This is a genomic window from Xanthomonas sp. NCPPB 3761, assembly GCF_041475705.2.
Taxonomy (GTDB): Bacteria; Pseudomonadota; Gammaproteobacteria; order Xanthomonadales; family Xanthomonadaceae; genus Xanthomonas; species Xanthomonas phaseoli.
Genome location: NZ_CM191262.1, coordinates 5032763 through 5043209, shown reverse-complemented (window position 1 = coordinate 5043209; position 10447 = coordinate 5032763). Strand labels below are relative to the sequence as shown.

Below are 10447 nucleotides of genomic sequence, written 5' to 3'. Positions count from 1 at the left end.
CAAAGTGTGATCATCTGTTGCCGGCTGCGGCGCGCAGAAAAGCGCCGTGCTCGCAGCCCGGTAGTGAAAAGAGGATGGACCAGCCTAGCACCGAGGGCAGGGTTTTCCCAGAGTTATTCACAGGGCCATCCACAGGGCGCCGCCGTCCTCATCCGCGGTAAAGCAAGCAGGGTGTTGACCGGAACCGCGGCAGGCCTATAGCATTGCCGGTTCTATTCGTCTCCATTCATGCAGAGGGCCCCATGGCCACCAAGCGTACGTTCCAACCCAGCAATCTCAAGCGAGCACGCGACCATGGCTTCCGCGCACGTATGGCAACCGCCGACGGCCGCAAGATCCTGGCTCGCCGCCGCGCCAAGGGCCGCAAGCGCCTGAGCGCTTGATTGCCGCGCCGCTCCCTGCGGCCGAGGCAGTCCCTACCGTGAACGCATCGAACCCGTGCAGGCGATTTCCTCGCTCTGCGCGGGTTCGTACGCGTGCGCAATATACGATCGTTTTCGACACTGCACGTCGCACCTCGGACCCACTCCTGAGCCTGCACTGGCGCACCGGCGATACGCCGCCGCGCCTGGGCATGGCCGTGTCGCGCAAGGTCGATACGCGCGCGGTCGGACGTAACCGCATCAAACGTGTGCTGCGCGATGCCATGCGGCATCTGCTGCCCGAGCTGGCCGGTGGTGACTACGTCATCGTGGCGCGCTCGGCGGCGGCAAAAGCGACCAATCCACAGATTCGCGATGCCTTCGTGCGTCTGCTGCGCCGTGCCGGCGCATTGCCCCTGCCTGCTGCGCCCGGCACAATGCCGCCCGCCAGGACGGTGCGCCCATCCTCCCCTTCCCCGACAGAGCCGGAACTGTAGTTCCGACTGAGCGAGTTGCTGCCCGATGAACCAGACCCGTGTTTTCCTGATTTTTGCCTGGCTGATGGTCGCGGCGTTGCTGTGGATGGAGTGGGGCAAGGACAAGGCGGCTGCCAATGCGCCGGTGGCCGCGGCGACGCAGTCGGTGCCGGCGGCGCGCGACCTGGATGCGGCGGCGCCGAGCGCGGCCAATGTACCTTCGGCCCAGGCCATTCCGCAGGCCGGCGCGCCGGGCACCGTGCCGGCGACCAGCAGCACTGCGGCGACACCGGCTGCTGCCGGCGCTGCGCCGGTGGTGACCCTGACCTCGGACGTGCTGCGCCTGAAGCTGGATGGCCGCAGCGTGCTCGATGCCGAGCTGCTGCAGTTCCCGCAGACCAAGGACGGCACCGCGCCGGTCAGCCTGCTGACCGAAGATCCGGCGCACCCGTATAACGCCACCAGCGGCTGGGCCAGCGAGCATTCGCCGGTGCCGGGTGTGGGCGGCTTCCGCGCCGAGCAGCCGGGCACGACGTTCGAACTGGCCAAGGGCCAGAACTCGCTGGTGGTGCCGTTCGTCTGGAATGGCCCCAACGGCGTCTCGATCCGTCGCACCTTTACCCTGGAGCGCGGCCGCTATGCGATCTCGATCAAGGACGAGGTGATCAACAAGAGTGGCGCGCCGTGGAACGGCTACGTGTTCCGCAAGCTGAGCCGGGTGCCGACCATCCTCAGCCGCGGCATGACCAATCCGGACTCCTTCAGCTTCAATGGCGCGACCTGGTACAGCCCGCAGGAAGGCTATGAGCGCCGCGCGTTCAAGGACTACATGGACGACGGTGGCCTGAATCGCCAGATCACCGGCGGCTGGGTGGCGCTGCTGCAGCACCACTTCTTCACCGCCTGGATTCCGCAGAAGGACCAGGCCTCGCTGTACGTGCTGGCCCAGGACGGCCCGCGCGACGTGGCCGAGCTGCGTGGGCCGGCCTTCACCGTGGCGCCGGGCCAGACCGCCAGCACCGAAGCGCGCCTGTGGGTGGGCCCGAAGCTGGTCAGCCTGATCGCCAAGGAAGACGTCAAGGGCCTGGACCGCGTGGTCGATTACAGCCGTTTCTCGATCATGGCCATCATCGGCCAGGGCCTGTTCTGGGTGCTGAGCCATCTGCACAGCTTCCTGCACAACTGGGGCTGGGCCATCATCGGCCTGGTGGTGCTGCTGCGCCTGGCGCTGTATCCGCTGTCGGCTGCGCAGTACAAGTCCGGTGCCAAGATGCGTCGCTTCCAGCCCCGCCTGGCGCAACTCAAGGAGCGCTACGGCGACGATCGCGTCAAGTACCAGCAGGCGACGATGGAGCTGTTCAAGAAGGAAAAGATCAACCCGATGGGCGGCTGCCTGCCGCTGCTGATCCAGATGCCGATCTTCTTCGCGCTGTACTGGGTGCTGGTGGAGTCGGTGGAACTGCGCCAGGCGCCGTGGCTGGGCTGGATCCAGGATCTGACTGCGCGCGACCCGTACTTCATCCTGCCGCTGCTCAACATCTCGATCATGTGGGCCACGCAGAAGCTGACCCCGACCCCGGGCATGGACCCGATGCAGGCCAAGATGATGCAGTTCATGCCGCTGGTGTTCGGCGTCATGATGGCCTTCATGCCGGCCGGCCTGGTGCTGTACTGGGTGGTCAACGGCGGCCTGGGTCTGTTGATCCAGTGGTGGATGATCCGCCAGCACGGCGAGAAGCCGAGCAAGATCATCCAGGCCAACGCCAAGTAAGTTCACCAAGGCCCGCCGCAAGGCGGGCTTTCTGCATGTCAGCCCGCATGTATTGCCTGTTGTCTGTTTCGCCAAGGACGCCGTCGTGACCACATCGCCGTTGCATCGCCAGTTGCTGTGCGCAAGTTGCGTGGGAGTGCTGGCGTTGGCCGGCTGCGGCACGCAGGACGCCAGCGACGCTGCCGCCGCCGCGAAGCCCACTATTGCAACGAGTGCTGACACGCAGGCGGACAAGACCGGGAACGCCACCGGTGCATTGATCGCGCAACTGCGCCAACACCTGGACCGGCACCGCCGCATCATCGTGCTGCTGGCCGATGAGGACACACAAACGCCACGCGATCGCGCCACCTCCAGCAGCGTGGGCCAGCAGTTGTTTCACGAAAACCTGGAGCAGCGCGAGCGCATTGCCGCATCGTTCGACAGCGTGCTGATCTCCCAAGACGCGCGCCGGTTCGCGACGATTGCCGCGGTGCTGGACGAAGTGGAATCTGCGCCGGATCTGTTCGATGCCGACCGCCTGGCATTTGCCGAGGTGCTGCGCGATCTGCATGCACGCATCGGCCGCGACTCTGCATTGCCGGCGGTGAAACTGCATCAGCGCATCGGCGAGGATCTGGAAGCGCTGGACGAGATCGAGCGCAGCTACGACAAAGAGTTGACGCAGATCTTCAGTCGTTTCGATCGCAGCCGCGCCATCGTGCCCAAGCGCGAGAAATGGGGCGACTACGTGGCGCATCTGCGCACGCTCTACACGCGCGAGAACATCCTGCGCGACCATGGCGTGGTCGAGCCGTACCCGTTCTCCGCGCGCGACAGCGACAGCGAAGTGTTCGGCCGCGACCTGCCGCCCAAGACGGTGGTGCTCACCTTCGACGATGGCCCGCACAAGGCCTACACCGAGGAGATCGTGGCGATTCTCAAGCGCTACGATGTGCCAGGCGTGTTCTTCGAAGTGGGGCGCAATCTCGGCAGTGTGGATGCCGCCGGCAAAGCGCAACTTGCGCCGCTGTCCAAGATCAGCCACACGCTGATGGAAGAAGGCTACGTCGTGGGGAACCACAGCCTGACCCACGCACAGTTGTCTAAAACCACCGGCGATGCACTGCGTCGCCAAGTGCTGGATACCGACATGTTGCTGCGTGCGGTGGACGACAAACGTGCGCCGCTGTTCCGGTTTCCGTATGGCGCACGCAATGCGGAAGGCTTGCAGCTGCTGGGCGAGGCCGGGCTGAAATCGATCATGTGGAACATCGACTCGCTGGACTGGGCCGACCCGGTGCCCGAATCCATCGTGCAGCGCGTGCTCGATCAAGTGAACAAGGAGCAGCGCGGCATCGTGCTGTTCCATGACATCCATGATCGCGCAGTGAAAGCGCTGCCGCAGATTCTGGATCGGCTCATCGCCGACGGGTACCAGTTCGCCGGCTGGAATGGCCGTGAGTTCTCGGTCGCGCGTGCACCCAGCGCAATGGCCGATGCCACGGTGACCACCGGCTATGCGAAATCGTGGGCGATCGTGATCGGTATCGACGACTACGCGCAGTGGCCCAAGCTGGAATATGCGGCCAACGATGCGCAGGCGATTGCCAGTACCCTGACCGGGCCGCTGGGATTTCCGTCCTCGCAAGTGATCGTGCTCAAGGATGGACAGGCCACGCGCAACAACATCCTCGCCGCATTCCACGACCGCCTCGGCGAAGGCCGTGCACAAACCAACGACCGCGTGTTCGTGTTCTTTGCCGGGCATGGCGCCACACGACGGTTCGCTTCCGGTCGCGATCTTGGTTACATCATTCCGGTCGACTCGGACCCGCAGCATCTGGCCAGCGATGCGATCGCAATGAGCGATTTGCAGAACATCGCCGAAAGCCTGCAGGCCAAGCACGTCTTGTTCGTGATGGATGCGTGCTACAGCGGGCTGGGATTGACGCGTGGCGGTCCGACGTCCAGCGCGTACCTGCGCGAGAACGCGCGGCGTATTGCGCGCCAGATGCTCACCGCTGGCGGCGCCGATCAACAGGTGGCCGACAGCGGGCCCAATGGGCATTCGGTGTTCACCTGGGTGCTGTTGCAGGCATTGACCGGCAAGGGCGACCTCAATGGCGATGGCTTGATCACCGGAACCGAACTGGCCGCGTACGTGGCGCCTGCAGTCTCGGCAGTCTCGGCGCAGACGCCGGCCTTCGGCAGCCTGCCCGGTTCGCAAGGCGGCGAATTCGTGTTCCAGGTTCCCAGCGGCGAAGAATTTCTCACCGCGCAGACCGCGCAGCTGTCGGCCGACGCGATTGCGCTCAACTCACGCGTGGACGCAGCGCGCCCTGTGCCGGCCGCAGCCGGTGCGACAGTGGCTGCAGCGCCGGTGACGGTGAAGACCCTGCAAGGTGGCCAGGCCACGCTGGTGTTGCCCACCGCAGTGAAGAGCAGCGACCGCCAACGCGCACAGCTGGCCAACGAACGCGGCCTGCAGTTGTACAAGGAACAGCGCTATGCCGATGCGGCCGAGCAATTTGCCGAGGCACTGAAGCTGCGCCCGGATTTTGCGCTGGCGGCCAACAACCTGGGCTTTGTGTATTACCGTCAGGGGCGCTTTGCCGAATCGGCGCGCTGGCTGGAAAACACCTTGAAGATCGATCCCTCGCGCGCGGTGGCCTATCTCAATCTCGGCGATGCATATGCGAAGGCAGGCGATCGCGACAAGGCGCGCAAGGCCTATACCACGTACCTGGAATTGCAGCCGCAAGGCAGTGGTGCCGAGCAGGCGCGCGCGCAGCTGCAATCGTTGTGACCGGACGCCGCGACACGACACGGCGTGCAGACGCCAGTCAGCGCGAATGTCGCAACGGCAGGTGATTCAAAGGAACCCGCACACACGCGGGTCGGCACTGATGGCCGCGCCGTTTAAAATCTCTGTGTCCCTTTTTCGATCCTCGTTAGAGCAGTGCCCATGGCGTCTTCCACCTCTACCATCGTTGCCATTGCCAGTGCTGCCGGAATCGGCGGTGTGGGAATCGTGCGCCTGTCCGGGCCGCAGTCGGTGCAGATCGCAGCGCAGCTTGGAATCGCGGTGCTGCGGCCGCGGCATGCGCACTACGCGCGTTTTCGCGACGGGCAGGGCGCCGTCATCGACGATGGCATTGCGCTGTGGTTCAACTCGCCGCACAGCTTTACCGGCGAAGACGTCGTCGAGCTGCAAGGCCATGGCAGCCCGGTGCTGTTGCGGCAATTGGTTGCCCGCTGCATCGAACTGGGGGCACGCCAGGCACGCGCCGGTGAGTTCAGCGAACGTGCCTTTCTCAACGGCAAGCTCGATCTTGCGCAGGCCGAGGCGATCGCCGACCTGATCGCAGCCGGCGACCTGCGGGCGGCACGCGCAGCGCGGCGCGCACTGGACGGGGTGTTTTCGCAACGGGTCGATGCATTGGCCGAAACCCTGACCCGCCTGCGTATCCATGTCGAGGCCGCCATCGACTTTGCCGACGAGCCGCTCGATACCTTGGGCGGGAACCAGCTACGCGATGGTCTGGGGCAGGCGCGCAACGTGCTCGCGCAGCTGCTGCGCGATGCCGAACGCGGACGCAAGTTGCGCGACGGCCTGCATGCGGTGTTGATCGGTCCGCCCAACGCCGGCAAGAGTTCCCTGCTCAATGCGCTGGCCGGTAGCGACCGTGCGATCGTCACCGATGTTGCCGGCACCACCCGCGACACCTTGCGCGAAGCGATCCAGCTCGACGGGTTCGAGTTGACCCTGGTCGATACCGCGGGCCTGCGCGATGGCGGCGATGCGATCGAACGCGAAGGCATGCGCCGCGCACGTGCCGAACTGGAACGCGCCGACCTGGCGCTGGTGGTGCTGGATGCACGCGACCCGCAGGCCGCCCGCGATGCCATCGGCGATGCCATCGATGCGGTGCCGCGTCAGCTGTGGATCCACAACAAGTGTGATCTGCTCACCGATGCCGCGCAGATCGATGCCAACGCGATCGCCGTTTCGGCCGTGACCGGGCAGGGACTTGAGCAATTGCACACCCGCCTGCGCGAGCTTGCACTGGGCGATGGCGTGGACAGCGTCGATGGCGAATTCTCCGCCCGCACCCGGCATGTCCAAGCGCTGCGTCGCGCCGAACACCACGTGGACGCTGCCGATCTGGAACTGGGTTTCGAGCAGCTGGAACTGGCTGCCGAAGAACTGCGCCTGGCACATGAAGCGCTCGGCGAGATCACCGGAAAGCTCAGTGCCGATGACCTGCTCGGCAAGATCTTCTCGAGTTTTTGCATCGGCAAGTGATGCGTGGTGTGCAGCGCGCTGGGGCGGGCGGGAACCGTCGAACCAGCCGCGGTCAAACGCATCTGCCGCCGCACATCATCGGCGTGGACGGCGATGCGGGCGCAAACGCTCGCACCTCGTCCGAGCCCAGCAGGCGCAGCGGCCGTGCGCTTGCCGCGGACTACATCACCCCGGGCAATACGGTCTTCAGCGCTTGGCCTTCGGCGTTGCACGCAGCCACCGCGGACGCAGCCGGCTGCTTGGCCTGCGCCTGTTCGATCTCGCGGCGTGCGGCGGCCAGGTCTTTTTCGAACGCAGGATTGGCGTGCAATGCGGCGACCGTGGCGGCGCCCACCACGCGGCCCTGGGTGACATCGCTCTGCCAGTGCACGTTGCAGACCAGGCGACTGTCGCCGAAGGCGCGGCCGCGTGCGAGCAGGGCATCGCGGCGGGCAGGCGCGATTTCCGACAGGATCAGGCCCCAGGTCCAGCCGATGGCGGTGTGGCCGGAGGGGTAGGAGCCGTTCTTGCGCAGGGCGGCATCATCGGCCGGGGTGCACATCGGTTGCGCGTTGCGCATGAAAGGACGCGGGCGTTGGTAGCGTGCCTTGGCGGCGCTGGTCGCGGTGCTGGCATCGCGCATGCTGCGTTCGAGCAGACCGATCAGATGCGGGGTGCTGGTCTGGTCGATCTGGATGCCCAGCGCGCAGCTGAAGTGCGTGGCGGCAGCCGGAAAGCTCAGGACCGCGTCCTGCGCGGCCAGCTCCCAGCGCGGTGTTCCGCGCAGGGCGAGCATGGCCTTGGCGACTGCCTCGTCGTTGGCGAGCGCAGCGCTGCCCTCCTGCGGTGGCGGCGGTACCAGCTGCACGCTGTCGGGCAGTTGTTGTTGTTCTAGGTACCCATGCGCGTCGGTGGCGAGTACCGAATCTTTCGAGGCTGGCTTGTCGCGTGCACTTGCGATGCCGCTGCCGATCAACAGTGCGGCGACGGCAACGCTGACCAGCGTCCGATGAAAGTGGCGAGCACTGCGCTGGGACATGGCAACCTCAGACAACACGAATGGAAGAGCCCGCAGATTACGACGGCTCGATGACAGCTGCATGCCAAGGCAACGCAGCAACGGCGAGGGATGCGAAACGGTTGTCGTTGCACTGTCATGTTTCGGTCGCATCGACGCAAGACAACTGTCGCACGCTTGCCGCCATCTTTTGACTCGTCCCCAACGCCGCTCATGCCCAAGACCCATCAATTAAGTGCCGCCGTTCTCGCCGCGCTCGTGCTCGCACCTGCCGCTTACGCCGCCGACCTTGAGGTGTCTGCCGATACTGGTGCGACGGTGCAGCAACTCGATGCGGTGTCGGTGATCGGTCAGGGCGAAACGCGCCAGGTGCAGCGCATCACCCAGCAGGACATCCCGGTATTGCCGCCAGGTACCAGCATCCAGAAGCTGCTCAACCGCATGCCGGGCGTGAACGTGCAATCCAACGATGCATTCGGTGCCAACGAAGAGTCGCAGACGATCAGCTTGCGCGGTTTCAACGGCACGCGCCTGGGCTACACGCTCGACGGTCTGCCGCTGGGCGATAACGCGTATGGCAACTACAACGGCCTCAACATCAGCCGCGCGTTGATCGCGGAAAACTTCGGCGGCGTGGAGCTGGCCTCGGGCATCGGTGCGTTGGGCACGGCGTCGACCAGCAACCTGGGCGGCACCATCCAGTATTACTCGGCCGATCCGTCCAGCGTATTCGGCGGGCAGGTCTCGCAGACGGTGGGCTCCGACGCCAATCGCCGCACCTTCCTGCGTGTGGATACCGGCGACTACAACGGGTTTTCGGCGTATGTGTCCGGCATCAATGCCGAAGCGGACATGTGGGCGCGCCCGGAATCGCCGACCACCACGCGGCAGTTCAACGCCAAGGGCGTGTACCAGTTCGATGGCGGCAAGCTGACCGCATTCGCCGATACCTCGCGGACCTCGCAGGCCGACTATGCGTATCTGTCCAAGAGCGGCATGGCGCGTGGCCTGGGCTGGGACTGGAATCTGTACGCGCCGGACTGGAACCGCGCCTTGGCCGCAGCGTATTGCGCACCGGCCACGCGCAACGCCGCGCGTTGCGGCTTCAGCGGCGGCGTGGACAACATCGACGATGCGTATTACCAGAGCCGCGCCTTGCGCGACGACGACCTGTTCTATGTCGCCGGCGACTTCCAGCCCAACGATGCGATCAGCCTGCACACGCAGGTCTATCACCACGAAAACAAGGGCCAGGGCCACTGGTGGTCGCCGGGCCAGGCCTCCAACCCCGGCACGCCGCAGGCATTGCCGATCTCCATCCGCAGCACCAATTACTGGATCAACCGCACCGGTGGCATCGCCTCGCTCGGGTGGGAGTTGGGCCCGCATCACCTGGAAGCGGGCCTGTGGTATGAGCGCAATCACCACGATGTGGAGCGCAACTTCTACTGGATCACCGGGCCGGTCAGCGACGATAAGTTCCTGCAGAATCCCAACCGTCGCCTGTTCTCGCAGAACTACGTGATCACCACGCGCCAGTTCTATGTGCAGGGCAATTTCAAGTTCTTCGATGAGCGTCTGAGCCTGGACCTGGGCATCAAGAGCCCGAGCACGGAAATGACCGCGCGCGAGACGCCGGGGGTGGCGGTGGAAGCGCCGGTGGCGACCGGCTCGCTCAAGGCCAGCGAATCGGTGTTGCCGCAGATCGGCGTGGGCTATCGCCTGGCCGAAGGCCAGGAAGTGTTCGCCTCGTACGCGGAAAACATCGCCGCATTCCAGGGCGGCGGCGCCGGCGGCCCGTTGCTGGTGACCCAGGCCGCGTTCGATGCCAGCGTCGGCGCATTGGAGCCGGAGAAATCGCACACGCTGGAAGCGGGCTATCGCTTCGTGCGCGACCGCTTCGAAGCCTCGCTGGTCGGCTACGACGTGACCTTCGATAACCGCCTGCTTTCGCTCAACCCCTGCGCCAGCATCCAGCAGGGCACGACGCCGGCATGCACCACGCGCTTCTTCAACGTCGGCTCGGTGAGCAGCCGCGGCGGCGAACTGACGGTGATCTGGAAGCCGACCAGCTACCTGCAGTGGTACAACTCGGCCTCGATCAATCGCTCCACCTATGACGACAACTACGTGCAGAACGGGGTGGTGATTCCCACCGCCGGCAAGTACACCGTCGACACGCCCAAGCGCATGTTCGCCAGCGAACTGGCCTTCAATTACGGGCCGTGGAATCTCAACCTGCGCGGGAAGTACACCGGTCAGCGCTATTACACCTACACCAACGACCAGGGCTTCGGTGGCTACACCGCCTTCGATGCGGGCGGTGGTTATGACTTCGGCCAGGTCGGTGTGCTGCAGGGTCTCAAGCTCTCGCTCAATGTCACCAACCTCACCGACAAGCGTTACGCCTCCAACCTCACCGCGTTCGCCAACACCGACCCGAACGGGCGTCAGCTGGCCTTCCATGCCAGTGCGCCGCGGCAGGTTTTCTTGACGCTGGATGCCAAGTTCTGAGGACGGGAATCGGGAGTGGGGAAGCGTAAGAGCCGGTCT

7 protein-coding genes are annotated in these 10447 nt (G+C 65.1%); 6 read left to right on the top strand and 1 reads right to left on the bottom strand.

Translation table 11 applies throughout. The features are described 5' to 3' along the window. Window positions 1–242 precede the first annotated feature (242 nt). The 5 genes from rpmH (at window position 243) to mnmE (ending at window position 6897) form a co-directional block, all read left to right on the top strand. A complete protein-coding gene (gene rpmH, locus ACCQ00_RS21870) occupies window positions 243–383 on the top strand; it encodes a 50S ribosomal protein L34 (protein ID WP_002805908.1) in 141 nt (46 codons plus the stop codon). Window positions 384–421: 38 nt separating this feature from the next. Next, window positions 422–859, top strand: a complete 438-nt coding sequence (gene rnpA, locus ACCQ00_RS21865) for a ribonuclease P protein component (RefSeq protein ID WP_007968218.1) — start codon at window positions 422–424, stop codon at window positions 857–859. Window positions 860–884: 25 nt separating this feature from the next. Further along, on the top strand, window positions 885–2609 hold the full coding sequence (yidC, locus tag ACCQ00_RS21860; protein ID WP_017155981.1) for a membrane protein insertase YidC: 1725 nt from the start codon (window positions 885–887) through the stop codon (window positions 2607–2609). An 85-nt stretch (window positions 2610–2694) separates the two neighbouring features. Continuing rightward, entirely contained in the window at window positions 2695–5397 is a 2703-nt protein-coding gene (locus ACCQ00_RS21855) for a polysaccharide deacetylase family protein (RefSeq protein ID WP_039571268.1), read from the top strand. Between the two features lie 159 nt (window positions 5398–5556). Then, entirely contained in the window at window positions 5557–6897 is a 1341-nt protein-coding gene (gene mnmE, locus ACCQ00_RS21850) for a tRNA uridine-5-carboxymethylaminomethyl(34) synthesis GTPase MnmE (protein ID WP_039571265.1), read from the top strand. 160 nt (window positions 6898–7057) lie between these two features. Here mnmE and ACCQ00_RS21845 read toward each other — a convergent pair whose 3' ends face one another. After that, window positions 7058–7915, bottom strand: a complete 858-nt coding sequence (locus ACCQ00_RS21845) for an acid phosphatase (RefSeq protein WP_017155985.1) — start codon at window positions 7913–7915, stop codon at window positions 7058–7060. Between the two features lie 192 nt (window positions 7916–8107). On the opposite strand from ACCQ00_RS21845, the gene ACCQ00_RS21840 reads away from it, so the two are divergent. Next, window positions 8108–10408: a TonB-dependent receptor gene (locus ACCQ00_RS21840; RefSeq protein ID WP_039571264.1), complete on the top strand. Its 2301-nt coding sequence runs from the start codon at window positions 8108–8110 to the stop codon at window positions 10406–10408. Window positions 10409–10447: the final 39 nt, after the last annotated feature.

Coding starts and splice junctions, on each gene's coding strand:
- rpmH (WP_002805908.1), top strand. CDS start 243: ATGGCCACCAAGCGTACGTTCCAACCCAGCAATCTCAAGCGAGCACGC.
- yidC (WP_017155981.1), top strand. CDS start 885: ATGAACCAGACCCGTGTTTTCCTGATTTTTGCCTGGCTGATGGTCGCG.
- mnmE (WP_039571265.1), top strand. CDS start 5,557: ATGGCGTCTTCCACCTCTACCATCGTTGCCATTGCCAGTGCTGCCGGA.
- ACCQ00_RS21845 (WP_017155985.1), bottom strand. CDS start 7,915: ATGTCCCAGCGCAGTGCTCGCCACTTTCATCGGACGCTGGTCAGCGTT.
- ACCQ00_RS21840 (WP_039571264.1), top strand. CDS start 8,108: ATGCCCAAGACCCATCAATTAAGTGCCGCCGTTCTCGCCGCGCTCGTG.